20 protein-coding genes are annotated in these 25,363 nt (G+C 67.7%); 17 read left to right on the top strand and 3 right to left on the bottom strand.

The genetic code is table 11. The annotated features are described in order from the left end of the window. The first annotated feature begins 41 nt into the window (after positions 1-41). The 9 genes from FHS74_RS18195 (at position 42) to FHS74_RS18155 (ending at position 10,275) form a co-directional block, all read left to right on the top strand. Positions 42-1,388, top strand: a complete 1,347-nt coding sequence (locus tag FHS74_RS18195) for an MFS transporter (protein ID WP_184803175.1) — start codon at positions 42-44, stop codon at positions 1,386-1,388. Between the two features lie 55 nt (positions 1,389-1,443). Then, positions 1,444-2,679: an MFS transporter gene (locus FHS74_RS18190; RefSeq protein ID WP_184803174.1), complete on the top strand. Its 1,236-nt coding sequence runs from the start codon at positions 1,444-1,446 to the stop codon at positions 2,677-2,679. 85 nt (positions 2,680-2,764) lie between these two features. After that, the gene (locus tag FHS74_RS18185) at positions 2,765-4,357 is read left to right on the top strand and encodes an FAD-binding oxidoreductase (RefSeq protein ID WP_184803172.1); all 1,593 of its coding nucleotides are present in this window, start codon (positions 2,765-2,767) and stop codon (positions 4,355-4,357) included. 23 nt (positions 4,358-4,380) lie between these two features. Next, positions 4,381-5,187 carry a helix-turn-helix domain-containing protein gene (locus FHS74_RS18180; RefSeq protein WP_184803170.1) on the top strand — a complete coding sequence of 269 codons (807 nt, stop codon included), beginning with the start codon at positions 4,381-4,383 and terminating at the stop codon, positions 5,185-5,187. 157 nt (positions 5,188-5,344) lie between these two features. Next, positions 5,345-5,761, top strand: a complete 417-nt coding sequence (locus FHS74_RS18175; RefSeq protein WP_211106384.1) for a c-type cytochrome — start codon at positions 5,345-5,347, stop codon at positions 5,759-5,761. A gap of 59 nt (positions 5,762-5,820) precedes the next feature. Next, complete coding sequence (locus FHS74_RS18170) at positions 5,821-7,014, top strand: FAD-dependent oxidoreductase (protein ID WP_211106383.1); 1,194 nt, start codon at positions 5,821-5,823, stop codon at positions 7,012-7,014. 41 nt (positions 7,015-7,055) lie between these two features. Next, positions 7,056-7,814, top strand: coding sequence for a maleate cis-trans isomerase family protein (locus FHS74_RS18165; protein WP_184803166.1), 759 nt, complete (start codon positions 7,056-7,058; stop codon positions 7,812-7,814). A 3-nt stretch (positions 7,815-7,817) separates the two neighbouring features. Continuing rightward, positions 7,818-8,726, top strand: coding sequence for a polysaccharide deacetylase family protein (locus FHS74_RS18160; RefSeq protein ID WP_211106382.1), 909 nt, complete (start codon positions 7,818-7,820; stop codon positions 8,724-8,726). A gap of 37 nt (positions 8,727-8,763) precedes the next feature. After that, positions 8,764-10,275, top strand: a complete 1,512-nt coding sequence (locus tag FHS74_RS18155; protein WP_184803164.1) for an aldehyde dehydrogenase family protein — start codon at positions 8,764-8,766, stop codon at positions 10,273-10,275. A gap of 77 nt (positions 10,276-10,352) precedes the next feature. Here FHS74_RS18155 and FHS74_RS18150 read toward each other — a convergent pair whose 3' ends face one another. Next, positions 10,353-12,494: a TonB-dependent receptor gene (locus tag FHS74_RS18150; protein WP_184803162.1), complete on the bottom strand. Its 2,142-nt coding sequence runs from the start codon at positions 12,492-12,494 to the stop codon at positions 10,353-10,355. Between the two features lie 190 nt (positions 12,495-12,684). On the opposite strand from FHS74_RS18150, the gene FHS74_RS18145 reads away from it, so the two are divergent. The 5 genes from FHS74_RS18145 to FHS74_RS18125 all read left to right on the top strand — a co-directional run bounded on the left by FHS74_RS18145 (position 12,685) and on the right by FHS74_RS18125 (position 19,423). Then, a complete protein-coding gene (locus FHS74_RS18145; RefSeq protein ID WP_184803160.1) occupies positions 12,685-14,400 on the top strand; it encodes an alpha/beta fold hydrolase in 1,716 nt (571 codons plus the stop codon). After that, positions 14,387-15,391: an MDR family NADP-dependent oxidoreductase gene (locus tag FHS74_RS18140; protein WP_184803158.1), complete on the top strand. Its 1,005-nt coding sequence runs from the start codon at positions 14,387-14,389 to the stop codon at positions 15,389-15,391. Before FHS74_RS18145 ends, FHS74_RS18140 begins: the two co-directional genes overlap by 14 nt. A 160-nt stretch (positions 15,392-15,551) precedes the next feature. Beyond that, positions 15,552-17,822 carry a TonB-dependent receptor gene (locus tag FHS74_RS18135; protein ID WP_184803156.1) on the top strand — a complete coding sequence of 757 codons (2,271 nt, stop codon included), beginning with the start codon at positions 15,552-15,554 and terminating at the stop codon, positions 17,820-17,822. Positions 17,823-17,848: 26 nt separating this feature from the next. Next, positions 17,849-18,682: an alpha/beta hydrolase gene (locus FHS74_RS18130; protein WP_184803154.1), complete on the top strand. Its 834-nt coding sequence runs from the start codon at positions 17,849-17,851 to the stop codon at positions 18,680-18,682. A gap of 18 nt (positions 18,683-18,700) precedes the next feature. Continuing rightward, entirely contained in the window at positions 18,701-19,423 is a 723-nt protein-coding gene (locus FHS74_RS18125; RefSeq protein WP_184803152.1) for a DUF3108 domain-containing protein, read from the top strand. Positions 19,424-19,530: 107 nt separating this feature from the next. On the opposite strand, the gene FHS74_RS18120 is transcribed toward FHS74_RS18125, so the two are convergent. Further along, positions 19,531-21,147: an FAD-binding oxidoreductase gene (locus FHS74_RS18120; RefSeq protein WP_184803150.1), complete on the bottom strand. Its 1,617-nt coding sequence runs from the start codon at positions 21,145-21,147 to the stop codon at positions 19,531-19,533. A 205-nt stretch (positions 21,148-21,352) separates the two neighbouring features. Between FHS74_RS18120 and FHS74_RS18115 the strand changes: the two genes are divergently transcribed. The 3 genes from FHS74_RS18115 to FHS74_RS18105 are packed head-to-tail and all read left to right on the top strand — an operon-like array spanning position 21,353 to position 23,842. Continuing rightward, positions 21,353-22,288: a VOC family protein gene (locus FHS74_RS18115; protein ID WP_184803148.1), complete on the top strand. Its 936-nt coding sequence runs from the start codon at positions 21,353-21,355 to the stop codon at positions 22,286-22,288. Next, positions 22,281-23,513 carry an MFS transporter gene (locus FHS74_RS18110; RefSeq protein WP_184803146.1) on the top strand — a complete coding sequence of 411 codons (1,233 nt, stop codon included), beginning with the start codon at positions 22,281-22,283 and terminating at the stop codon, positions 23,511-23,513. The genes FHS74_RS18115 and FHS74_RS18110 overlap by 8 nt, the downstream gene beginning before the upstream one ends. A gap of 20 nt (positions 23,514-23,533) precedes the next feature. Then, positions 23,534-23,842, top strand: a complete 309-nt coding sequence (locus FHS74_RS18105; protein WP_184803144.1) for an REDY-like protein HapK — start codon at positions 23,534-23,536, stop codon at positions 23,840-23,842. A 52-nt stretch (positions 23,843-23,894) separates the two neighbouring features. Here the strand turns inward: FHS74_RS18105 and FHS74_RS18100 are convergent, their stop codons facing one another. Further along, positions 23,895-25,271 (bottom strand): MmgE/PrpD family protein, encoded by a 1,377-nt coding sequence (locus FHS74_RS18100; RefSeq protein WP_211106381.1) that lies wholly within the window; start codon positions 25,269-25,271, stop codon positions 23,895-23,897. Positions 25,272-25,363 lie beyond the last annotated feature (92 nt).

Raw genomic sequence — 25,363 nt, 5'->3', positions numbered from 1 at the left:
CGGGCCCCTTCCTCCTTCCGACCTCAAGGAACATCCAAGTCATGAGCATCGCGCTTTCCGAAGAAGGGTCCGTGTCGCCTGGCCGCCTGGGCCTGTTGGCCCAGGCCGGTTATGGGGTGGGGCAGATCGCCGGGCAGGTCTTCCGCGACGTGCCCTCGCTGTTGCTGATGTTCTTCATGACCAATGTCCTGGGCATTGAACCGGCGCTGGCCGGGGCGGCGATCTTCGTGCCCAAGCTGGTCTGGGGCGTGGGCTGCGATTTGCTGGTCGGCATCCTGTCGGATCGGTGGAAGCATCGCTTCGCCCGCCGGGGGTGGCTGCTGGTGGGGGCGTTGGGGGCGCCGGTGGCCCTGATCCTGCTGTTTCATGTGCCCGACCTGTCCGTGACCGGCCGCGTCGCCTATGTGGCGGTCGCCTTCAGCCTGTACATGGCCGTGTTCGCGTGCTTTTCCGTCCCCTATCTGGCCATCGCCGGAGAGCTGTCCGGTGATCCGCATCAGCGCACCGTGCTGATGGCCTGGCGCCTGGTTTTCACCGCCATCGGCGTGCTGGTCGGCGGGGCCCTGTCCCCTTACCTGGTGCAAAGCCTGGGCGGCGGGCAGGCGGCCTATGAAGGCATGTCCAAATTCCTGGCGGTCGTCTGTCCCACGGCGCTGGTCCTGGCCTATTTCGGGTCTGGGCGCGCCCGGCGCCAGGCCGCCGCCCTTCCGCCGCCGGCCGCCCATCGCCGCCTGGCCGTGCGCGAGGTGGTGGCGATCCTGACGGCACCCCGCTTCTCCGTCCTGCTGCTCGCCAACCTGCTGCAATTGGCGGGATCGGGCATGGCCTATGCCTCGATGCTGTATTTCCTCACCTACAACATGGCGCGTTCCGACGCCTTTCAGCTGATCGGTGGTCTGGTCATCATCGCCTGCGCCGGCATCGTCGCGGCCCAGCCGGCCTGGGTCGCGCTCGCCCGCCGCATTGGCAAGAAGCCCGTCTACATCCTCGCGGCGGCCGGCTACGGCGTGGCCTACCTGGGCTGGTCCATGAGCGCTGGTGCGGGAACGGTCGTGGCCTACGCCTTCTCCTTCGCCGCCGCGATCTTCAATTCCGGATGGACGCTGCTGGGCTTTTCCATGATGTCGGATGTCGCCGGGGATGATCAGGCCCACGCCGGGCTTTATTCCGCCGCCTGGATCGCGGTGGACAAGGTCGGCTTCGCGCTGGGGGGCACCCTGCTGGTCGGCATCGTCCTGTCCGGGTTCGGTTTCGACGCCGCGCGGGCGGTGTCTGGCCAGCCGCAGACCGATCTGGCGCTGACCGGGGTCATGCTGGCCTTCGGCGTGGTTCCGGCGCTGTTGAACCTGTCCTCGGCGGTGCTGTTCTGGCGTTTCGGCCGGGTTTGAGACACGGTCATCATCCCGCCCGGACGGGGTGGGCTTTCAGGCAAGGTAGGGGGCGATGGAGGAATTCCGCAAGGGCTGGCGTCTGGTGTTGGCGGCGGCGACCGGGGTCGGGCTGGGTATCACCGGCCTCACCTTTTACACCTTGGGCATCTTCATCGGCCCGCTGTCGCAGGAGTTTGGCTGGTCGCGCACGGCTATTTCCAGCGCCACGCTGCTGACCACCGCCACCACCATGCTGTTGGGGCCGGTCGTCGGCCGCCTGGTGGACCGTTTCGGCGGCCGCCGGGTCGGGATGCTGTCCCTGTTCCTGCTGGCCGTGGGCCTGGTCGGTCTCAGCCGCATCGGCCCGTCGCTCGCCAGCTTCTACCTGGCGTTCGGCGTCGCCATGGTGCTGGGGGCCGGCACCTTGCCCATCGTGTGGACACGCGCCGTCAATGCCAGCTTTGATCGCTCCCGGGGGTTGGCGCTGGGCCTGACGCTGACGGGTACCGGCGTGTGCGGCATCCTGGCGCCCCCCTTCACCCAATGGCTGATCGCGACCCAGGGCTGGCGCGTCGCCTATCTGGGCCAGGCGGCGCTGGTGGCTGGGCTGGGGCTGGCCGTTGTCGGGCTGTTCTTCCGCGACGCCGCGGGGACGGCCCGCGCCGGCCGTGCCCAGCTGTCATCCGGGCCGGCTGGCCTGCATCTGGCCGAGGCGCGCCGCACCCGCCAGTTCTGGGGCCTGGGTATCGGGCTGTTGTTCGCCTCCTTCGCCGTCGCCAGCCTGATCGTGCATCTCGTGCCCATGCTGTCCGGCGCGGGTATCGAGCGCTCCACGGCCGTCTGGTACGCCAGCGTGCTGGGCATCGCCATCATCATCGGCCGGTTGGGGGTGGGGGGGCTGGTGGATCGCCTGCATCCGCCGGCAGTCGCGGCGACTGTCATGGCCGCGGCCGCCCTGGGCTGCGTCCTGCTGGCGCTTCCCGGCGCCGGCACCCTGCTGGTCCTGCCGGCGGTCCTGCTCATCGGCTTCGCCGCCGGTGCCGAGGTCGATCTGGTCGCCTTCATGGTCAGCCGCTATTTCGGCCTGCGCAGCTATGGCGAGATTTATGGCTGGCAGTTGGGATTCTTCGCCCTGGGGGCGGGGTTGGGTCCCATGGGGATAGGCCGGCTCTACGATCTGACGGGGGGCTATGGCCCCGGCTTGGGCGCCTGCGCCGCCGGTTTCGTCGTCGGCGCCGTGGCCTTGGGCACGCTGGGCCCCGTTCCCAAGCACGATGGCGCCGAAGCGGTTTGTCCACAGGCCGGATAGTCGGGCGGGCGGGGCGAGGCGGGGCGGGGGACCGCTGGCATGGTGGGGCCGTTGATTTTCCGCTTCGCGTTGAAGGACGGCCCCCATGATCCAGACCGCCTCGCCCCTGGCCCAAACCGATGACCCCCTGGTCCGCGACCTTCAGGCGCGTTTGGGCGCGGAGGGCGTCCTGACCGACCCGGCATCCTTGGCGTTCCATGGCCAGGATGTCTATGCGGCGGGTGCGCCGCTGCGCGCCGTGGTGCGGCCCGCCACGCGCGACGCCTTGGCCCAGGCCATGGCCATTCTCGCCGCCGCCGGCGTGGCGATCGTGCCCCGGGGCGGCGGCATGTCCTATTCCGGTGGCTATCTGGCGCCCGCCGCCGGGGCGGTGCTGGTGGATACCGGCCGGCTGGACCGCATCATCGAGATCAACGCCCACGACATGTATGTCGTGGCCGAGGCGGGCGTGACCTGGGCGGCGCTGGACGCGGCGCTGGCGCCCCATGGCCTGCGCACCCCGTTCTGGGGGCCCTTCTCCGGCATCCGGGCCACCATCGGCGGGTCGCTGTCACAGAACGCCGTGACCTATGGCACCGGCATCCACGGCACCGCCGTTGATAGCATGGTGGGGCTGGAGGTGGCGCTGGGCGACGGTCGGCTGGTGCGCACCGGCAGCTGGGGCCATGGCTCGGCCGGGGCCTTCTTCCGCCATTTCGGTCCGGACCTCACCGGTCTCTTCGGGGGCGATGCCGGGGCGCTGGGGATCAAGACGGCGGCGGCCTTCCGCCTGGTCAAGCGCCGCCCGGTCAGCACCGGTCTGTCGTTTTGCTTCCAGGATTTCAACGGCCTGCTGGGCGCCATGGCGGCGGTGGCGCGCGAGGGTGTCACGTCCGAGGGATTCGGGCTGGATCCCTTCCTGCAGAAGCAGCGCCTGGGCATGGGGGATTTGAAATCCGACCTCAAGATGCTGCTGGCCGTGGGCAAGGCGGGCCGGGGCCCCGTCGAGGCCTTGTGGCAGATGGCGAAGATCGCCATCGCGGGCCGGGGCTTCCTCAAGGACGTGAACTATTCGGCCCACTACACCGTGGATGCCGCCGACCGGGATGAAGAGCGGTCGATGCTGCGCCGGGTGCGCGCCGCCGCCCAGCCTTTCGGGCGCGAGATCGAGAATTCGATGCCCACCCTGGTCAGGGCATATCCCTTCCCGCCCTTGAACCACATCATGGGCCCCAAGGGGGAACGGTGGGTGCCGGTGCATGGCATCCTGCCCTTCAGCCGGGTGGCCGACTTCCGCGAGGCGCTGGAGGGGCTGTACGCCGGCCAGGCCGAGGCGATGGCGCGGCACAAGGTGCAGGTGGCCGCCATGTTCAGCACCGTGTCCACCAACGCCTTCCTCTATGAGATCGCGATCTATTGGGAGGAGGCGCGGGCCGTCTTCCATGACCGGGTGCTGGAACCGTCGGCCGCCGCCAGCCTGGCTCGCTACCCCGCCAACCCCGAGGGCACCGAACTGGTGGAGGCGCTGAAGGCCGACATCGTCGCCTTGTTCCATCGTCATGGTGCCGCACACCTGCAGGTTGGCCGCCTGTACCCCCTGTCCCAGGACCGGGACCCCGCGGCCACCGAGTTGCTGGAGGCGGTGAAGCGCTGGGCCGATCCACGCGGCATCGTCAACCCCGGCGCCCTGGGGCTCTAAAGCGGTGGAAAGGATGGACGGCCATGGATAGGGGGGTGCCCATCCGGGCGATCAGTCGCGCCATCGCGGTCCTGAAGGCGATCAACCGCCACGGCTCCCTGAGCATGATGGACATCGCCCGCACCGCCGATCTGCCCTATCCCACCACCTGCCGTCTGGTGCAGACGCTGATCTTCGAGGGCCTGATCGAGCAGGAGCCGGACCGCAAGCGGTACCGTCCCACCGCCATGGTGCAAAGCCTGGCTTACGGCTTCCAGGATGACGACCGGCTGGTGGAGGTGGCGCGGCCGCACATCGCCGCCCTGACGCGCCGCATCGGCTGGCCCGTCTCCATCGCGGCGCGGGTGGGCGCCACGATGATGGTGCGGGACAGCACCCATGCCAAGACGGCCCTGACCTTTGAACGGTACTACCCGGGATTCACCCTGCCACTGCTGGAAAGCGCGTCGGGCAAATTGTCGATGGCCCACGCCCCCGATGAGGAGCGGGCGGCGCTGTTGGCCTGGATGGAGGCGGCCGGCACCGTGGCCCCGGACTATCTGCGCGCCGCCGCCGCGCTGCTGAACGTGGCGCGAATCCGGGAACAGGGCTACGCCGTCCAGGATCTCAACCACCATAACCTGACGCCGGGCAAGACCTCCTCGATCGCGGTGCCCATCTTCATGGGCGAACAGTTCAAGGCGGCCATGACCATGATCTTTTTCGCCGCGTCGATGGAGGTGGGCACGGCCCTGGACCGCTATCTGGGCGACCTGAAGATCACCGCCCAGGCCATCGGCGCCGACCTGCGCCATGTGATGGGGCCGAAGCGCGGCGCGGCGGGCGCCTGATCCGGGGCGCCCGGCCGTCATTTATCCACTGGGTGGCCAAACCGGGGGTCCTCTGTCGACCATAGGTGCCCGCCCTGGTCAGATTGGGCCAACGATCGCGATCACGAGGCGATCGGTTCCCGGCCATACGAAATCACGCTGACTTGTGGAGGCATCCTTGAATTCCGCTGGTGGTAAGAAAGCCGGTCATGTCTTTGGTCGGCGGCTTGTTCCCGCCATCCTGGCCCTGGGGATGGCCTTGCCGACCTCCGGCGCGCTGGCCCAGACGGCGACCGAGAAGGGCGAAAAGCTCTCCATCCGCTGCCGCACCTGTCATGAGTTCGCGGCCGGCAAACCCCATAAGGTCGGCCCCAACCTTCACGGCCTGTTCGGCCGCAAGGCGGGCCAGGAGCCTGGCTTCAATTATTCAAAGGCGCTGCGCGAGAGCGGCATCGTCTGGGATGAGAAGGCGCTGGACGCCTGGCTGACGCGGCCCAGCGGCCTGGTCACTGGCACGACGATGGCCTTCATGGGCCTTCCCGACAAGGCGGACCGCGACGCCCTGATCGCCTGGCTGCGTGACGCGACCCGCTGACGCATTTCCCTTTCCACAGGCCCGCCGTCCCGCGGGCCCGGTTTCAAAGGTTGATCCCCATGATCAGAACGCAGGTGGTGATCGCCGGCGCCGGCCCGGTTGGCACGGTGGCGGCCTATTTCCTGGCGCAACAGGGCATCGACGTCCTGGTGCTGGAGGCGGGCGCCGATTGCGCCCTGGATTTGCGCGCCTCCACCTTCCATCCCCCGACGCTGGAGATGCTCGACACCCTGGGCATCACCCCCTTCCTGCTGGAACGGGGCCTGAAGGCGCCGGTGTACCATTATCGTGACCGCGGCACCGGCGACGTCGTCGACTTCGACCTCGGCGAACTGCACGACGTCACCCGCTATCCGTTCCGCCTGCAGTGCGAGCAGTACCATCTGGCGCGCGCGTTGGCCGAACGGCTGGATCAGCACCCCAAGGCCACCGTCCGCTTCGGCCATCGGCTGGTCCAGGTGGCGCAGGATGAGACCGGTGTCGATCTGGCGGTCGAAACCTCGTTGGGCATCGAGCGGGTCCGGGCCGACTGGCTGATCGGCGCCGACGGCGCCGGGTCGACCGTGCGCAAGTGGCTGGGCGTGGGCTTCGAGGGCTTCACCTACCCCGAAAAGTTCCTCTGCCTGTCGACCACCGAACCCTTGGAGGACTACCTCCCCAACCTGGCCTACGTGAACTACGTGGCCGATCCCGCCGAGTGGCTGGTGCTGCTGCGCGTGCCGTCCGTCTGGCGCATCCTGCTGCCGGCCGACCCGGACTCCTCGGACAGCGAGCTGGTGTCCGACGCCAACCGCGACCGGGTGTTCAAGCACCTGATCGGCAAGACCGGCGTGCCCACCCAGCACCGCACCATCTACCGCATGCACCAGCGTGTGGCCGAGCGGTTCCGCGACGGCCGGGTCATGCTGGTGGGCGACAGCGCGCACCTGAACAACCCGCTGGGCGGCTTCGGCATGAACAGCGGCATCCATGACGCCTTCAACCTGTGCCAGCGCCTGGTGCGCATCACCAATGGCACCGAGGACGCGGCGTCCCTGGACCAGTTCGACCGGCAGCGCCGGGGCGCCGCGCGCAGCTTCATCCAGGCGCAGACCATCCAGACGATGGAGATGATGAAGCAAGGCCTGGCCACCGGCCAGGACCGCCGCCGCGAGGAGCTGTTGCGCACCCGCGCGGATCCGGCGCTGCGCCGTCAGTTCCTGTTGCGCCAGGCCATGTTCCAGAGCCTGCGCGACGCCGAAGCCATCGCTTGACCCGTCGCCCCGACGCGACGCGCTGATAAGGACTGAAAACCATGCAGACTGACGCCAAGGACAGCCGCGGCTGGCGCCGCCTTTTCGGTGTGCTGGGCCCCAGCACCAACACCAGCGTGCAGCCCGACTACGACGACATGCGGCCGGCGGGTGTCACCAACCACTACAGCCGCATCGTCGTGCCGGACGCCCAGGCCATCAGCGATGAGACCTTCCTGGCCGGCACCCAGCAGATCGCCGACAACACCATCGAGGCGGTCAAGTCGGTGATGACCTGCAAGCCGCATTACCTGGTCATGGGCATGTCGGCCATCACCTTCTACGGCGGGGCGGAGGGGGCGGCGAAGTTCCGCCACCAGATCCACGAAGTCGCCGGGGTCGATCTCTCCACCGGTTCGGAATCCCTGGCGGCGGCGATCGCGGCCTATGGCGGGGTGAAGCGCGTCGCCTTCGTGTCGCCCTACTACCCGGTGGCCAACGCCCAGGTGCGCAACTTCCTGTCCGACTACGGCTATGAGACCGTGCGCGACATTCCGTTGCGCTGCCCGTCCTGGACCTCCATCGCCAAGGTGGACACGCCCACCCTGCGCCAGGCCTTGCATCAGCTGGACGGCGACGACGTCGACGCCATCCTGCAGGTCGGCACCAACCTGTCCATGGTGCGCCTGGCGGCGGCGGCGGAGATGTGGCTGGGCAAGCCCGTCATCGCCATCAACACCGCGACCTACTGGCACGCGCTGCGCGCCAACGGCATCCAGGACAAGGTGTATGGCTTCGGCCGCCTGCTGGAGGAGTTCTGATCCATGCTGCGGTATGATTATGTGCCGATGACGGCACGGGGGCCTTTGCGCCTGCCGGAAGGCAAGCGCGTCGCGCTGATCCTGACCTTCAACCTGGAAACCTGGGACCTGACCAAGGACACGGACCGCCCCTACTATGCCGGCGGTCCCGCCATCCTGCCCGACGTGCTGCCCGGCGACACGCCCGACTTCCCCAACTTCACCTGGCGCGAATACGGACAGCGGGTCGGCATCTGGCGGCTGTATGACCTGTTCGACGAGATGGGCGTCAAGGCCAGCTGCACCACCAACGCCGTGACGTTCGAGCGGCGCGGCGCCATGACCGACGCCTGCCTGGAACGCGGCTGGGAGTTGCTGGCCCACAATTACGAGCAGGGTGAGCTGCTGACCAACTTCGCCAAGGATCCGGCGAAGGAGCGGGACGTGATCCTGCGCACCATCGAGACCTATGAGCGCCATGTCGGGCGGCGGCCCCTGGGCTGGCTGTCCTCGTCGCTGCGCGGGACCCTCAACACCGCCAGCATCCTGGCGGAACAGGGCTTCCTGTTTTATTGCGACATCATGAACGACGACCAGCCCTACCGGCTCGACACCGCCGCGGGCCCGCTGGTTTCCGTCCCCTATTCCAATGAGATCAACGACTTCACCTTGCTGACCCGGCGGGGCCTCAGCACGGACGCGTTCCGCGACGTCCTGATCGAGGAATTGTCGGTGCTGCATGCCGAAGGCGCCAAGAGCGCCCGCCTGATGAATGTGGGCCTGCATCCCCACGTCTCCGGCCGCGCCTATCGCATCCGCGCCCTGCGCGAGTTTCTGGAGTTCGCGAAGGGGCTGGATGGCGTCTGGTGGCCAACCCGTGAGGAGTTGGCCCGCTGGTACCTGGAGAACAGCGCCGGCCACATGCCGGGCTGACCGGGCCCGGCGCCCAAAAGAGAACAAGGAGGCATAAATGGTGGAGTTGCTGCAGGCGCCGGCGCCGGCGACCGAGGTGGCGCGGGCGGTGTTGGCCGCCCCGTTCGCAGGGGCCATGCTGATCGGCAGGCGTTGGGTGCAGGCGGCGAGCGGCCGCTCCATCCCATCGATCGACCCGGCCACCGGCCAGGTGCTGGCCCATATTCCCGACGCCGATGGCGTTGACGTCGACGCCGCGGTGCGGGCCGCCCGGGCCGCCTTCCCCGCCTGGGCCGACATGGTGCCGGCGCAACGCGCGGCCATCCTGTGGCGGGTGGCCGACGTGCTGGAGGCCCATATCGACGAATTGGCGGAGTTGGAGACCCTGGACCAGGGCAAGCCCCTGTATGTCGGACGCTGGGCCGAAATCCCCGGCGCCGTCGCCCAGTTCCGCTACTACGCCGGGCAGGCCTTGAGCATCGAGGGCCGGACCATCAGCCCGTCGGTGACCTACCAGCCGGCGGGCAAGCTGGTCCAGGCGTGGACCTTGCGTGAGCCGGTGGGCGTCGTGGCCGCCATCGTGCCCTGGAACTCCCCCCTGGTGCTGACGGCGATGAAGCTGGCCCCGGCCTTGGCCGCCGGCTGCACCGTGGTGCTGAAGCCGGCGGAGGACACCTCCCTGACCGCCCTGCGGCTGGGGGAATTGATGGTGGAGGCCGGGCTGCCGGATGGCGTCCTGAACATCGTCACCGGGCGCGGGGCCACGGCCGGCGCGGCCCTGGCCGCCCACCCGGACGTCGACAAGGTGGCCTTCACCGGTTCCACCGCCACCGGTCGCGCCATCCTGGACGCGTCGAAGGGCAATCTGAAGCGGGTGACCCTGGAACTGGGTGGCAAGTCCCCGGTCATCGTCCTGCCGGACGCCGATCTCGATCTGGCACTGCCGGGCGTGGCGAACGCCATCTTCTTCAATGGCGGCCAGGTGTGCGTGGCGGGGTCCCGCGCCTATGTCCATGCCGACATCTATGACCGGGTGCTGGAAGGGCTGGTGGCCCAGGCCCAGGCCTTGCGCCTGGGTCACGGCCTCAATCCCGAAACCCAGATGGGTCCCCTGGTGTCGGCCCGACAGGCCGAACGGGTGGCGGGCTTGATCGACGGCGCCCGTGCCGCCGGGGCGGCGGTGCTGTCCGGGGGCCAGCGCCTGGGGCCGGCCGGCACCTTCGTCGAGCCCACGGTCATCGCCAAGGTCGATCCCGCCATGGAGATCGTGCGCGAGGAGGTCTTCGGCCCCGTGCTGGTGGTCCAGCGCTACACCGACCTGGACGCCGTGGTGGCGGCCGCCAACGACAGCGTCTATGGCCTGGCGGCCAGCGTATGGACCCAGTCGCTGTCCCACGCCCACCGCCTGTCCCGCCGCCTGCAGGCCGGCACCGTCTGGATCAACACCCATTCCATGTATGACGCCAGCCTGCCCATCGGCGGCGTCAAGCACTCCGGCTATGGCCGCGACAGTGGCTTGGCGGCGCTGGACAATTACCTGGAATGGAAGACGGTTTGCGCCGTCGTCTGATCCGGTCCTGAAAGACATCGCCCCCAAAGGCATGGGGCCCCGGCCGTGGCGATCACCACGGCCGGGGCTTTTGTTTTTCAGAAGGTGTAGCGGATCGTGCCCAGCACCGTCCGGGGATCCAGGTTGAAGCGCGGCTGGATGACGGAGAAGCCGAACCCGGTGACATAGCCGCTTTGATTGAGCAGGTTCTTGCCGGTCAGGCGATAGGTCCACGCCCCTGTTTCATAACTGACATAGGCGTTCAGGAAACTTTGCCCCGGCACATGGCCGATGGCGCCATTGTCGATGGTGGAATAGACGTCGCTGCGGAACAGGGCATCGGCCCCGACGCTGACGGCGCCCCGATTGAGGCTGACCGTGTAGTCCGCGCCGATGTTGAACTGGGTGTCGGGCAGGTTCACCACCTTCTTGCCCTGCACGTTGACGGTGGCGGCCCCGCCGCCCCGCGTGTACGTGCCATCGTTGAACGAGGCGTTGCCCCACAGCGTCAGGCCGGCCGCCACGCGCCACGACAGCTCCGCCTCCAGGCCGCGGATGCGGGCGTCGAAGTTGTCTACCAGGAAGGTGCCGTCGGCCAGGTTGAACAGCTGCTGGATGTCGTGCACGTCGTTTTGGAACAGCGCCAGGTTCGCCTTAACCCGGTTGTCGAACAGTTCCATCTTCAGGCCCGCCTCCTTGGCCTCGGTCACCTCCGGGCGGAAGGGGGCGTTGATCTGGGCGACGCTGCCGGCCAGTCCGTTGTAGCCGCCGGCCTTGAAGCCCTCGCTATAGGTGAAATACGCCAGCGTGTCGGCGGTGATCTTGTAGGTCAGTCCCGTCTTGGGGGTGAAACGGACGAAGGTGTCGTCCCGCTGGATGGCGGCGGCGTTGTAATACGCGGAGAGATGCTTCTGATCCATGGTGTAGCGGCCGCCGGCGATCACGGCCAGCCTATCGGTCAGGTTGGCGGTGACCTGGCCGAAGGCGGCGTAACTGTCGGTGTCGACGGCGTATCCCTGGCTGGATGGCGCCAGGAAGATGGATTGCTGGATATCCTGGCTGGTGGATTCCGTGAAGTAGTAGATGCCGCCGACATAGTCGAGGAAGCCGCCGAAGGCTTTGCCAGCCGCCTGCAATTCCTGGCTGATCTGATGCTGGTTGGACTTGCTGTCACGGATGTAGAGGGCGAGGTAACCGCCGCCCGTCATGCCCAGGGCCGACGCGGGCACGCCGCCAGAGAAATCTTGCGCCCAATTGTTGACCAGGTGCGAGTAGCCGGTGATGGAGGTGACCGTGCCGCCGTCATAGTCCGCGCCGACGTTGACCGTCGTGCCGTACTGCCGGGTGTGGGTGTAGGACGGGTAGGGCGTCAGGGTGGTGTTGTAGGAACCGGACAGCGTGCTGATCTGGCTTTCCACGCCATTGGCGTAAGGGTTGGTGGAGATGGCGTACTGCCCATCGGAATCAAGGTTGGTGTAGAAAGCGCTGAACCGGCCGTGCACGGGGCTGTCGCCCTTATAGGCCACGTCGGCCTGCAGGCCTTGGAACTCCTCCGCGCCTACGTCCTTTTTCAAGGTCGCGTCGTACTGGCGGCCGCCGTCGCGGCCCCGCGCCATGCCATTCAGGGATGCCGTCCAATCACCGCTTTCGCTGATGGCGTCGGTGACATAGCCCTTCAGCCGCCGTTCGTTCCAGGTGCCGTAGCCACCTTCGACGAAACCGGCAAGGTCCGGCTCCGGCGCCCGTGTCACCAGCTTGACCGCCCCGGCGGAGGAATTGCGCCCGTAGAGGACGCCCTGCGGCCCGCGCAGCACCTCCACCCGGTCCAGATCCAGGAAATCCATGACCGCCGCCGACAGGCGGGCGCGGTACACGTCGTCCACATAGATGCCTACGGCTGATTCCGAGGTGACGTTGCCGCCATCGCTGACGCCGCCCCCTCGGATATAAGGGCGTAGCTGGGTGGAACCGCCGCTGCCGCTGGTGAAGTTGACGTTGGGCGCGATGCGGCCCAGATCATTGGCGGTGGTGATGGCCATCCGATCCAGCGACGCGCCGGTCAGCGCGGTGACGGCCACCGGCACGTCCTGCAAGCGCTGCCCCACCCGTTGGGCGGTGATGGTGATGTCCTCCAGCTGGTCCTCATTGGCTGCCGTGTCGGCGGCCAAAGCCGGCCCGTGCATGGCCAGCATGGCGAAAAGCACCAGCGTGGACGACTGGTGTTTGAAACCCGAATTCATGCCCTGCCTCCTGATTTTATTGGCTCGCCATAGAGCAGCACCATCTTTCCGCCACGGAAATGATCGTCCCTGTAATTATCCGCAGGTTGGCCACTTGCCATCTTCGCCCTGGCGCCGCGACGAAAACGGCCAATTGATTTATTGGTATATCTACATATCATATGTCGCGACGCATCGGGAAGGGGGCGGCATGGGTGTGCGGATTGCGAGAGGCTATGTCCGGACGCGGATGGGCGAGGTGCACTATCGCCGCGCGGGCGCTGGGCCGGCGGTCGTCCTGCTGCATGATTCCCCCCGATCCTCGCTGTTGCACCTGCCGCTGTTGCGGGCCCTGGGCGACCGCTTCACCGTGTTCGCGCTGGACACGCCGGGCTATGGTGCCTCCACGCCCCTCGATTTGGGCCGCGCGCCGGTCATCGCGGACTTCGCCGAGGCGCTGGAACTGACGCTGTCGGCGCTGGGGATCGGGCGCGCCGCCTTCTACGCCTGTCATACCGGATCAAAGATCCTGCTTGATTTCGCCGTCCGGTGGCCGGCCCGCGTGGGGGTGGCGGTGCTGGACGGTCTGTCCATTCCCGCCGGCGATCCCGCTGGGGGTTTCCCCAATGAGGGTTTCCCCAATGAGGGTTTCATCGAACGGTACATGCGGCCTTTTGAACTTGATGCGGAGGGTGCCTGGCTAGGGCGGGAATGGACCCGGGTCAAGGACACACTGCGGTGGTTCCCCTGGTTCACGGCCGACCAGGCCGGCCGCATGCCCATCGACCTGCCCCCGCTCGAGGACATCCAGGCCTACTGCCTGGATTACTTCATGGCTGGGCCCCATTACGCCGACGCCTATCGCGCGGCCATGCGGCACAACCCGCTGGACAACGTCGCGCGGGCCGTGGCGCCGGTGGTCTACACCGCCCGGGCGGATGATGTCCTTTTCTCCCATCTCGACCGTCTTCCGCCCCATCGCCGGATCGACCGCCTGCCGGCCGACAGGACGGTGTGGCTTGCGGCGATCGGCCGCCATCTGGCCGCGGCCGCCGGCACCGAACCATATCGGGAACCGGCGGGGGCGGAGGGGCCGGGCCCATCGCGCTTCCATGCCGGCCTGCCCCATGGGCAAATCCGCCTGCACCGCTTTGGCCGGGCGCGGGACCGGCGCCCGCTTCTGTGGTTGCACGATCCGCCCGGCGGGGCGGCGGCCGACGGCCCCCTGCTGTCCGCGTTGGGAAGGGGGCGTCTGGTCCTTGCCCCCGATCTGCCCGGATGTGGCCAATCCGATCCCCTGCCGGATCCGGGCCTGGCGGCTTACGTCGACGCCTTGGCCGGCCTCCTGGATGTTTTGGCCATCGGCATGGTCGACATCGCGGCGGAGGGCATGGCGACACCCATCGCCCTGGCCCTGATGGCGGCCCATCCGGGGCGGGTGGGGGCGGCCATCCTGGATGGTGCCGTCCTGGCCGACGACGCCGGGCGGGATGACATGGCGCGACGCTATTGCCCACCGCTGGTCCTCAGCGGCGGGGGCGCCCATTGGCATGAGGCCTGGCATCTGCTGCGCGATCGTGAGGCGCAGTTCCCCTGGTATGGGTCCGGCGCGGCGTCCATCCGGCACCGCACCCCGGATCTGGCGGCCGGCCGGCTGCGCGCCTTGTTGCTGGATGTGATGGCGCAGCCGGCCCGCTATGGCGACGCCGTCCATGCAGCGGTCAGCCGCGACGTTCGCCCTTTACTTCCCGGCCTTGGTCATCCGGTGCTGCTGTGCGCCGATTCAGGGGATCCCCGCCAGGGCTGGTCCCACCGTGCGGCGGCCGACCTTTCCCACGCCATCGTTCGCCAACGGCCGGCGACGCCGGAGGAAAGGGCCCGCCTTTACCTAGACTTTCTTGAAAGGGCCAGTGATGCGGATTCATGAGGTGGTGTTACGCAAGCCGGTGGGCGATCTGCCGGTCGCCACCGATTTCGAGATCAGGGAGCGGCCGCTTCCCGATCCCCGGCCGGGGCAAGAACTACTGGTGCGGGTGCTTTACCTGTCATTTGATCCCTATATCGGGTCGCGCCTGCGCGGTCGCCACATGGGTCTGCCGGCACCGCTGCCTGGGGAGTCCTTGCCGGGTGAGTGCGTGGCGGAAGTGCTGCGTTCCATCCATCCCGATTTCAAGGCCGGCGACCTGGTGGCGGGCGAAGTCGGCTGGGCCGATTTCGGCCTGTTGCCCGCCGCCGGCGCGCGCCGGCTGGTGACGGTCGCCAGGCCGTCGACGCATCTGGGTGTCCTGGGCATGCCGGGGCTGACGGCCTGGGCCGGCGTGACCCAGCTGGCCCGGGTGCGGGCTGGCGATGTCTTCAGCGTCAACGCCGCCGCCGGGCCCGTGGGCGGAACCGCCGGCCAGATCGCGCGCCTGCTGGGCGCCCGGACGGTTGGCATCGCCGGCGGGGCGGAGAAATGCGCGCTGGTGCGGGACATCTACGGCTTCGACGCCTGCGTCGACTACCATGCGGCGGATTGGACCACGGCTTACGCCGCTGCCCTGGGCGCCGGATCGACGGTTCATTTCGAGAATGTGGGCGCCACCCTGTTGGCGACCGCCCTTTCCCACATCCAGATCGGCGCCCGGCTGGTGCTTTGCGGTCTGGTGGAGCACTACCATGGCGGCCCCACGCCGCAGGTGCCGATAATCCCCATCATCGCCAAGCGGGCGCAGGTCCTGGGCTTGGTCGTTTATGACTTTTACGCGCGTTGGGGCGAATGGCTGGATGTCGCCATTCCTTGGGTGGAGGAGGGGCGTCTGCGCGTCGTCGAGGACGTGGCCGAAGGCCTGTCCAACGCGCCCCTTCATTTCGAGGCGCTGATGCTGGGGCGCAATCGCGGCAAGTCGCTGGTTAAGGTGGCACCCGACGCGCCCTGAGGGCGGCCGGGGGCGTGGCGGCGGCGCCACGCCGGCGGACGATCGTTGGGCAGGGCGCCGCGCCCCCAAAAAAGGGCTTTCCAAAAAGATCTAAACATATATCAATAGACTCACAAATGGCGCGGGATAAACCGCGTCCGCAGAACAGGAGGCATTGGGCATGCTGAAAAAGGAATGGGCGCTGGGCGCGTCCGCCGCTGTGATCGCTTTGTTCGCAACCGTGGCGCCGGTGTTGGCCGCTGATGATGATGGCTTGCAGGAGGTGGTGGTCACCGCCCGCCGCCGGGCCGAGACCCTGCAGTCCGTGCCCCAGGCCGTGTCCGCTTTCACCGCGGACGACATGGCCAACCGCCAGGTCAGTTCCACCCTGGATCTGGTGCGCATGGTCCCGAACCTGTTCGGCAGCAGCAACACCGGTATCCCGGGGGCCAACACCTACTACATCCGTGGCTTGGGCTCGACCGAGCAGATCGCCACCATCGACCCGGCGGTTTCCACCTATGTCGATGACGTGGTGGTCCCCCGGCAGAACGCGAACAACTACGGCCTGTTCGATATCGAGCAGATGGAGGTGCTGCGCGGGCCGCAGGGCACCACCTTCGGCCGCAATTCCACCGGCGGCGCCATCAGCGTGCGCCTGAAAAAGCCGTCCGAGGACTTCGGCGGCTATGCGGAGGCCACCTATGGCTCCTACGAACAACGCACGTTCCGGGGCGACATCAACGTCCCGGTGACGCCGAAGATCCTGACCAAGTTCACAGGCTATTACAGCCAGGACGACGGCTGGATGACGAACCAGGCGAATGGCGAGAACCTGAACGCCTTGAAGAGCTACGGCGGCCGGGGTGCGGTGCGCCTGCTGCCCAACGACGACATCACGGTAGACCTCAGTGTGGAGCACACCGGCGGTTCGGGCACATACATGCGGTCCTACTACGACGATCCCACGCAAACCCGCCTGGCCGCCACCACGTCCGGCGGCACCGGCAACGTGCTGGCCGACGCCCTGGCCAACCGGGGGCTGGGCTCCTCCGCCCAGTCGACGGCCGTGACCGCGAACCTGGAATGGCGTCTGCCGTCGGTGACGCTGAACGCCATCACCGGGTACCGCACGATCAATCAGAAGTTCATGATGGACTTCTCCTTGCCGTCGTCGCGCACCATCAACCCGACGCCCTATTACCTGACCAACGATGGCCGTTACGACATGGTCTCGCAGGAACTGAAGGCGGTCGGGTCCTTTTTCGATGACAAGCTGCGCTATGTCGCCGGGCTCTATTATTTCAACGAGGATAACCGCACCGCCGCCGGGCAGGTGTTCGGCACCTCCATCTCGTGCAGCGCCGGTCTCTATGGCGACGGCAACATGAGCTGCGGCGGCAAGCCCGGCTATTCCAGCGTGCGCGACATCCGCAACCAGACGGACTCCTACGCCGCCTATGCCCAGGCCGACCTGGACCTGACCGACACGATCACGGCCATCGCCGGCGCCCGCGTGACCCATGAGGTGAAGGCGTTGCAACTGCCCGCCACCTCGTACGGTGGCGCGACCACGGCGGATTTGAAGCGCTATGGCATCGCCACCGACCTGGAAACCAACGTCATCACGCCCAAGTTCGGCCTGAACTACAAGCCCATGGAAGACGTCCTGCTGTTCGTCAGTGCGACCAACGGCTACAAGGGCGGCGGCTGGAACTCCCGCACCGCCTATCTGCCGCAGCAGTTCACCGCGATGAAGCCGGAGACCACCTGGTCCTATGAGGCTGGCGTCAAGAGCACCTTCCTGGACCACAAGCTGCAGGTGAACGTGACCGGCTTCCTGGCCGACACCAAGAACCTTCAGCTTTCCTACACCACGCCGGGTCCCATCGCCGGCACCACCCTGTCGACCCAGGACAACGCCGGCAATATTGAGGTGAAGGGGCTGGAGTTCGAGGTTCGGGCGAGGCCCTTCCACGCCCTCGACCTGTTCGGCACGCTGGGCATCCAGCAGGGCGAGTACACTTATGTGAACCCGCGCGCGCAGTCCTTCGTCAGCGGCACCGGCGCCTACGTCAACGCCATCGATCTGTCCGACCAGCTGTCGCGCTTCCCCAAGCGCAGCGCCGCCGTGGGGGGGACCTACACCTTGCCGGTGCCGTCCTGGGACGCCAGCTTCGCGCTGACGGCGGAGCTGGATTACACCGGTGGCTTCTGGACCACGGCCGCCAACTCCGCGCCGTCGACCCTGACGCCGACGGCGCTCAACAGTTACGCCAGCAACTACACGCTGGTGAACCTGTCGCTCACGTTCACCACCGATGACGATCTATGGCGGGTCAAGCTGGACTGCAAGAACTGTGGGGACAAGACCTATCTGACCTCGGTCTTCAACGGCTACTACTACGGCGAGCCCCGCCGTGTCACCGCGACGTTGACCCGCCGCTTCTGAACGGCAAGAAAGGAATAGTCAGCCCTATGACGACTGCCCCGACCATCAAGCGCCGGTTCGTCGACACCAGCTTTGGCCAGGTCCACTATCGGACCGTGGGCGAGGACGGACCGGTGCTGGTGATGCACCACGCCTCCCCCGGCAGCGCGAAGCAGTTGGAGGCGCTGATGCGCCTCCTGGCGGCGCGCTACCGTGTCGTCGCCTTGGACACCCCCGGCAACGGCGACAGCAGCCCTCTGCCGCTGGAGACGCCGACCATCACCGACCTGGCGCTGGGCCTGCTTGAGGCCATCCGGGCGCTGGGCCTGCGGGATATCAGCGTCTACGGGTCCCACACCGGCGCCGACGTGGCGCTGGAGGTGGCGATCGCGGCGCCGGACCTGGTCCGCAAGGTCATCGTCGACGGCGTCGCCGTCTTCACGCCCGGACAGCGCGACGACTACCTGGAGAACTATGCGCTGCCGTTCACACCGGACCTGGACGGCGCCTATCTGATGCGCTGCTTCATGTTCTGCCGGGACCAGTACCTGTTCTTCCCCTGGTTCAAGCGCGACCGGGCCCATCGGCGTGACAACGGCCTGGGCACGCCCCAGGCGCTGCGCGACTGGGTGGTGGAGGTGTTGAAGACGGGCGAAACCTATTTCCGTCCGTATCGCGCCGCCTTCGCCTATGAGCCGCTGCAACGCATCGGCCTGGTGAGCCAGCCCATCCTGGCCCTGTCGTCGGTGGAGGATCCGTTGTTGGATACCACCCGCCAGGCGGCGGCCCAGGTGGACGCCCTGTTCCGTACCCTGCCCGGCTTCCGCGATCCGGAATTCGGGCCCGCCTTGCGCGACGAGGTTTTCAGCTTCGTCGGTTGACAGTCAGGAGACGCCTTCATGCAGCACCGCACCTTGCGCGGCCGCATCCTTTACACTTCCCGCAAGCCTGAACGCCTGGGGGAGGAGCGGGGGCGCGAAAGATTCACCATCACCCGTCATACCGACAACAAGGTCACCATCCGCGCGATGTGCGAGATCGAGGAGCCGGCACCCACGGTGCTGCGCGACGTGATCTATTCCCTGGATGAGAATGACCGCCCCATGGATTGCCACGTCCGCCTGACGGTGGGCGATCGTTACATGGGCAGCGGCTGGTTCCGCATGACGCCCGACCAGATCGAATGCGTCAGCCATGGCCCCACCATCGGCCGTGTCTCCCAGGTCATGCCGGTGAATGGCCACTATGACGGGTTCGGCACGCATCCCATCATCGGTGACGCCTACATGACCCGCTGCATGGATGTCTCCCAAGGGCCGCACAAGCGGCCCCTGCGCGCCTTCCTGCCGTCCCCCGACCATCGCGGCGCGACGCCGCCCCTGATCGCGGAAACCAATTTGTTCCTGGAATATGTCGGGGACGAAACGGTGACGGTGGCCGCGGGCACCTTTGACTGCCGGCATTTCCGCTTCACGGACGAGAATGCCAGCATGGTCAGCAAGGATGGCGCGCACCCGCCGTACGATGTCTGGGTCACCCGGGACGACGACTCCCTGTTCGTCCAGGGCGGGGTCGGGGGTTACATGCTGACCTGGTACGAGCTGGTGGAATTGGAGCGCTGATCCAGGTTCCCACCGCGAAAGCGAAGGGCCCGCGGAACCGGTCATTCGGTCCCGCGGGCCCTTTGTCATCACGTGGACCAGGGCCCCCGTGTCAGAGGCCCCCCGGATCAGAGACCAAGAACGCCGGGGTTCAGGCCGTTCGTCGGATCCAGGACCTGCTTCACCCCGCGCAGCAGATCGACGCTGACGGCATCGCGCGAGGACAGGTAGGGGTAGGTGCGGCCGACCTGGAAATGGCCCACGCCTTCCCGTTGGAACAACTCCAGCAGGCGCTGGCGCACCTTTTCCACCACGGCCGCCGCCGCCGCGTTGGGTGGATTGACCGGCAACTTGGCCAGGTGGCCCGGCTCGACCGAGGTGCGGTGCAGGTCCATCAGCGCGTCCGGCCAATAGAGGGTGGGTTCGATGATCAGGGCGTTGGTGGACATGGCCGCGAACAGATAGGCGTTCTCCACCCCATGCTCGCGGAACTCCGGCTCCATGGCGGCGAACACGGCCTCCATGGCTTCGAAGATCCGGTGGGCTTGGGACAAGGGCACCAGGCAGTGGATGGGGACCCAGCGTTCGCCATTGGGCCCCACCATCGAGTTGACGGCGACGAAGGGCTGGGCGCGCATCACCTTGGGGATGGTGTTCTCCACCTCCTGGCCCTTGTGCCGGGCGACGATGGCCCGCGCCTCCGCCAGATCGTCGGCCACGCCGGCGGCCGACCGGCCCTCGAACACCAGATGCAGGGCGAAGTCGCCCTCGTCGATGAAGCCACGGCCGGCCAGCGCGACCTTTGCCGCTTCCTTCAAGCCGCCCAGCAGGGACGACTGCTTGCCGACGACGCTTTTCAGGGCTCCGAGATCGGCCGCCAAGGAGGCGCGCTTCAGGCGGATGCGCGTCAGGCGGGGGTCGAAACCGCAAAGCTCACACGCGATGCCGGCGCGGGTGACGTCGGCCATGGCCCCGAACATCGCGGCGCTGTCCTTGAACGAGAACGACGCGTAGGCCTCATGCTTGGGCAGGGGGATCAGCCGCAAGGTGATCTCGGCCTTGATGGCGAAGGCGCCGCAGTCCCCCGTGAACAGGCCGGCCAGGTCGGGACCGTAGTGACGGTAGAAGGGGCTGTCGCCATCCGCCCCGCGCGCGCCGGTGCGCATCACGCGGCCGTCGGGCAGCACAAGGGTCATGGCCACGACGCTTTCCCCGCCGGTGCCATGGTGTCCGGCGCCGAAGAACGCGTTGCCCTGCGAGATTCCACCCCCCACGGTGGAGATCAGGCCGGACAGCGGGCCCCAGAAGGGCGTGCGCAAACCCAGGGGCGCCAGCGTCTCATAGAGCGTCTTCCAGGTGCAGCCCGCCTGAACCGTCACCACCATGTCGTCGGCGCGCACCGCCAGCACCTTGTCCATGCGCGACAGGTCCAGGGCCACGGTGAGGGGCGTGGCCGGCACGTACCCCTTGGTGTAGCTCATGCCACCACCCCGGGGGGCGCAATCGTAGCCGTGGCGCCGCGCGGCGGCCGCGACCGCCGCCAGTTGCGCGGTATCGGCCGGTGCCGCGACCAGGACGACGGTGTCGGCGGCCCGCGCGTATATATCCTGGGAGAAGAGGTTGCGCCCGCCGGCATCCTTGCGGACGTGCGCGGCGCCGACGATATCCGCGAGGTCGCGGACCAGTGGGGTTTCGTCGAGGGGGATTTCGTCGGCCGTGGCCGTCTGGGCGGTGTAGGTTGTCATCAATGCCGTCCCGTTGTTCCAGTTCCAGTGACGTTTATTATTGATCTAATCATATATCTATATACCATACGACTCAAGGCCTGCCGGAAAGCGGCGAGGGCGCCAAGATGGGGACGGGCATGGCGAACAGGGTAAGGCCGGCGGGTTGGCAGCCCAAGCCGGAAAGTCGGGGATGTCCACTGGTTGGAGCCGAAGGGGGGCGGGCATGACCGCCTCAAGCCGTGCCACGGGCTTCGATAGTCATGGCCGGATCAAGGCCGGCACCGTGGCGACCGCGACCTTCGACACCTCGCTGGCGGATTACCGTGACACGCTGGGCCTGACCGTGCTGGAGACGGGCGTCGTTCCCGACGACCTGGCGCAAGCCTGGGCTGCCCCCGCCGCCGCCGGTGCCCGCATGGCCTTGCTGGCCCCCGTCAGCGGCAACGGCTGCTTCCTGCGGCTGGTCGAGGCGCCGCCGGTCCCCGGCTATCGCCCCGCGCGCAGTTTCGGCTGGGCCGCCTTCGAGATCACGGTGGCCGATGTCTTCGCCCTGCACGAGCGGTTGGCGGGCAGCGGCTTCACCGTCATCGGTCCCCCGAAAAAGGTGTCGGGCTTCAACAATTTCATCCCCATGCAGGTGGTCGGGCGCGGGGGGGAGATCCTGTACCTCAACCAGGTGCTGGAGGATATGGCCGACCTGGATCTGCCGCTGGCGGGGTCTCCGGTCGATGTGATCTTCATCGCCGTGCTGGCCGCCTCCGACCACGCCCAGACGCTGGCCTTCCAGCGGGACAAGCTGGGGCTGGAGCAGGGGGGCACGTTCAGCATCCCTTATGGCGTCATCAACAACGCCTTTGGCCTGCCGGCCGATCATCGCAGCACGTTGACGATGACCAAGGTTGGCCGGCTGCCGGTGGCGGAGATCGACCAGTATCCCGAGGACGCGGTGGCCAGGCCCCGGCCGCCCGGGGGGCTGGCGCCGGGAAACGCCATCATCAGCCTGGGCGTCGACCGGCTGGACCGGGTGGCCGCCCCCCTGCTGGCGCCCGCCGCGGCTCGTCCCGGCCCCCTGTACGCCGGTCGCCGGTCCGCCTGTGTCGCGGGCCCGGACGGCGAGATTTACGAATTGATCGAAATGGGAGAGGTCGGCGATGCGTGAGACGCAAACGGGTGAGTTCCGGCAGGGATGGAGGGTGCTTCTGGCCGCCACCCTGGGAACCATGTGCGGCGCGTCGCCGCTGCCGTACAACACCATCGGTTCGCTGCTGCAGCCCCTGATGCGGGAGTTCGGCTGGAACGCGGGCGACATCATGACCGGCATCATGTGTTACGGCCTGACCGGTTGCGTCTTCGCGCCCATCGTCGGCGCGCTGGCGGACCGGTACGGCGCGCGCGTCGTCGCCCTCTGGTCCTTGTTCGCTTTCGCGCTGGTCTTCGCCGCCCTCAGCCTGACGCAGTCGCTGACCTGGTTTTATGCCTGCTACCTGCTGATCGGCGTCGTCGGCGTGGGGTCCACCCCGGTCACCTGGTCGCGCGCCATCAATTTATGGTTCAGCCGAAACCGGGGCTTGGCGTTGGGCATCATGCTCACCGGCACGGGCCTGGCCGCCTTCGTGCTGCCGGTCACCACCGTGTTGCTGATCAAGACCTGGGGCTGGCGCTGGACCTACGCCCTGCTGGCCCTGTTCCCGCTGGCCTTGGCCTTGCCGGTCGCCTGGGCGTTCATGCGTGAGCCTGCCGATGGCGCCGCCGGGCCGCGGGAGGCCGCCCCCGTCAAGACCGGTCTGACCCTGGCCCAGGCCATCCGCCTGCCCCGGTTCTGGATCATGATGGTGGCCTTCCTGCTGGTGTCGGTCGCCTATGGCGGCTTTCACACCAACCTGCAGAACATGATGCGGCTCAAGGGCCTCAGCAGCGAGGAAGGCGCCCTGATCGCCGGCGGCGTCGGCCTTGCCATCATCGTCGGCCGCCTGGGCACCGGGCTGCTGGTCGACCGGGTCTGGGCGCCGGCCGCGGCCGTGCCCCTGCTGTCCATGCCGGCCATCGCTTGCGCCATCTTCATGAGCGACACCACCTCCATCTGGCTGATCGGGCTGGCCGCGATCCTGCTGGGGGGCGCCGCTGGCGCCGAGACCGACTTCATCTCCTACCTGGCTGGCCGGCATTTCGGCATGGCCTATTACGGCCGCATCTACGGCATGCTCTACGCCGTCTTCGCCGGCGGCGCCGCGGCGTCGGCCCCCCTCTACGGCTACGTCTTCGCCGCGCACGGCAGCTACACGCCCATCCTGGCCATCGCGGCGGCCATGTTCGTGGGCGGTTCCCTGTTGCTGCTGCTGACGGGGCGCTACCCCACCACCTTCCCGGTCATCAAGGCCGCCTAATCGCCAGAAAGGGTTTCCCCATGTCCAGCCGCATCATCGCCCTGTTCAACCTGAAGCCGGGCGTCAGCGTCGCCGACTATGAGGCCTGGGCCAAGGCGCAGGATATCCCCACCGTCAACGGCCTGGCCTCGATCGACAGCTTCGAGGTGTTCCGCGTCACCGGCCTGTTCGGCGGCGGCCAGCCGCCCTACCAGTATGTGGAGGTGCTGGACGTCGGCGATATGGCCGCGTTCGGCCAGGACATCGCCACCAGCCGCATGCAGGAGATCGCGGCCAAGTTCCAATCCATGGCCGACGTCATCTTCATGACCACGGACAAGCTGGGCTGACACCCGGCCGACACGCCCGGCCGGCGCCTCACGACGCCGGCCGGGCGTCCCGTCAGCCCGCCAGGGCGGCCCACAGGGCGCCGCCGGCATCCTCGGCATTCGCCAGGGTCAGGCAGGTGTCGGCCAAGCGCTGGTGCGTCGACTCCATCCCGGCGAAGGCCAAGCAGCGGCGGGCCTTTTCCATATGCTCATCCCGCGTCAGCGGCCATTCCGGCGCCCCGAACTGCACGGTCACGTCCTTGGACAGGACCTGGCCATCGGCCAGCAGCGCTGCGGCCCGGGCCGGAACGAAGGCTGCGGGGTCCGGGTTGCCATCGCTTTCCACGCTGATCCGGGCCGCCAACTGGGCGATCGTCGGATCGCGCAGCCGTTCAGGCGTGAAATCGGCCAGGTCTATCGTTCCCCGCGTCAGGACCACGGCGCCCAGATAGGGGAAACACAGGCGGGCATAGGCCGGGGTCATGTCCGGGATGATCGGCCGTCCGACGAGGCGGGCGATCAAGGGCGGGGCGCGATAGACCAGCTTTTCCAGATTCAGGGCGTGCATCCCGTGCTGGTGCATCAGCTGCTGGGTCGCGACGATGGCGCCATGGGCGGCGCGGCCGGTGGGGAATGGCTTCCAGCTGACCTGTTCGATACGGTGTGGCCCGGCCAAGCCATCGATCAGGCGCCGGATGTCGTGCTTGTCCTCAAACAGGGTCAGATAGCCGAACGGCCCGTCGATGGACCCATCCGGTCCGGGCAGGCCGGCGACCGCCAGGTCGATCGCCTGGATCGCCGACCGCGCCGCGCCGGCGATCTGCAGGGGCAGGGTGGCCTTGCCCTCCACATGCGCCTGCATGGTGCCCGACGCGCAGGCCAGGGCCAGCCCCATGGCATCCAGCGCCGCGCGACGGGACATCCCCTTCAGCCGCGCCAAGGCGGCCACGCAACCGAAGATGCCAGCGGTGGCCGGGCGGAAGAACTTGACGGGGGAGGTGGCGGCGACGCCCAGACCGGCAGCGACGTCCACGCCGGCGACCAGCGCCGTCAGCAGATTTTCGCCGTCATAGGGGCCGCTGCGGTCGGTTTCGGCCAGCACCGCCGAAAGGATGGTCGCCATGGGGTGGACCACCGCCGGCTCATGCACGCAGTCGAATTCCTGGGAATGGATCTGGAACGCGTTCAGGAACGCGGCGCTGGGTGCGGGCAGGCGCAGATCGGGCCGTCCCAGCACATGGCCGCCCCGCCCGCCCTCCTGCCCCCCCGCTTGCCCCCAGGCCAGCGTGGCCGACAGCACCTCGTTGGCGAAGGGCGCCTTGCGGCCCGCGACGCCCACCACCACGCTGTCATGCAGGAAGGTCGCGGCGGCGGTGCGGGTGCTGGCCGGAAGCTGTTCCCAGCTCAGCGCCAAGGCGTGGTCGATCAGCAGCTCGGCGGCGTTCGGCACGGGACGGTCTCCAATCAAGGGCGGATGTTCATGATCCTTGAAAAGGAATAATAGTATGCCATTATACCAATAACAATATCGGTGGGCGGGCT

The organism is Nitrospirillum iridis, assembly GCF_014205765.1.
In the GTDB taxonomy this organism is placed as follows: Bacteria; Pseudomonadota; Alphaproteobacteria; order Azospirillales; family Azospirillaceae; genus Nitrospirillum; species Nitrospirillum iridis.
Note: the sequence above shows the minus strand (reverse complement) of the source record. Positions and strands in the feature narration are given on the sequence as shown.